Source organism: Rhizobium sp. IY2 (assembly GCF_047532935.1).
GTDB lineage: Bacteria > Pseudomonadota > Alphaproteobacteria > Rhizobiales > Rhizobiaceae > Rhizobium > Rhizobium anhuiense.
The window spans coordinates 1-223 of record NZ_JBLKNU010000062.1 but is presented as its reverse complement, the minus strand read 5'-3'; the positions used below and the strand labels follow the sequence as shown (position 1 = coordinate 223).

At 63.2% G+C, this 223-nt stretch carries 1 protein-coding gene; it reads right to left on the bottom strand.

All coding sequences use genetic code 11. The features are described from left to right. Nucleotides 1-138, bottom strand: a 138-nt coding sequence (locus ACMUVN_RS33395) for an ATP-binding cassette domain-containing protein (RefSeq protein ID WP_414816068.1), incomplete at its 3' end; no start/stop codon positions are given. Nucleotides 139-223: the final 85 nt, after the last annotated feature.

Below are 223 nucleotides of genomic sequence, written 5' to 3'. Positions count from 1 at the left end.
GAGCAGGGTGGACTTGCCGCAGCCGGACGGGCCGACCAGCACGAGAAAGCCGCCCTTGTCGAGTTCGAGGTCGATGCCCTTGAGAATGTCGACGGCGCCGAAGCGCTTTTTCAGACCGGAGATTTCGAGGAAGGCCATGGATTACCCTTTGACAGCGCCCGCCATCAGACCGCGCACGAAGTAGCGGCCGGCGAGGATATAGACGATGAGCGTCGGCACGGCG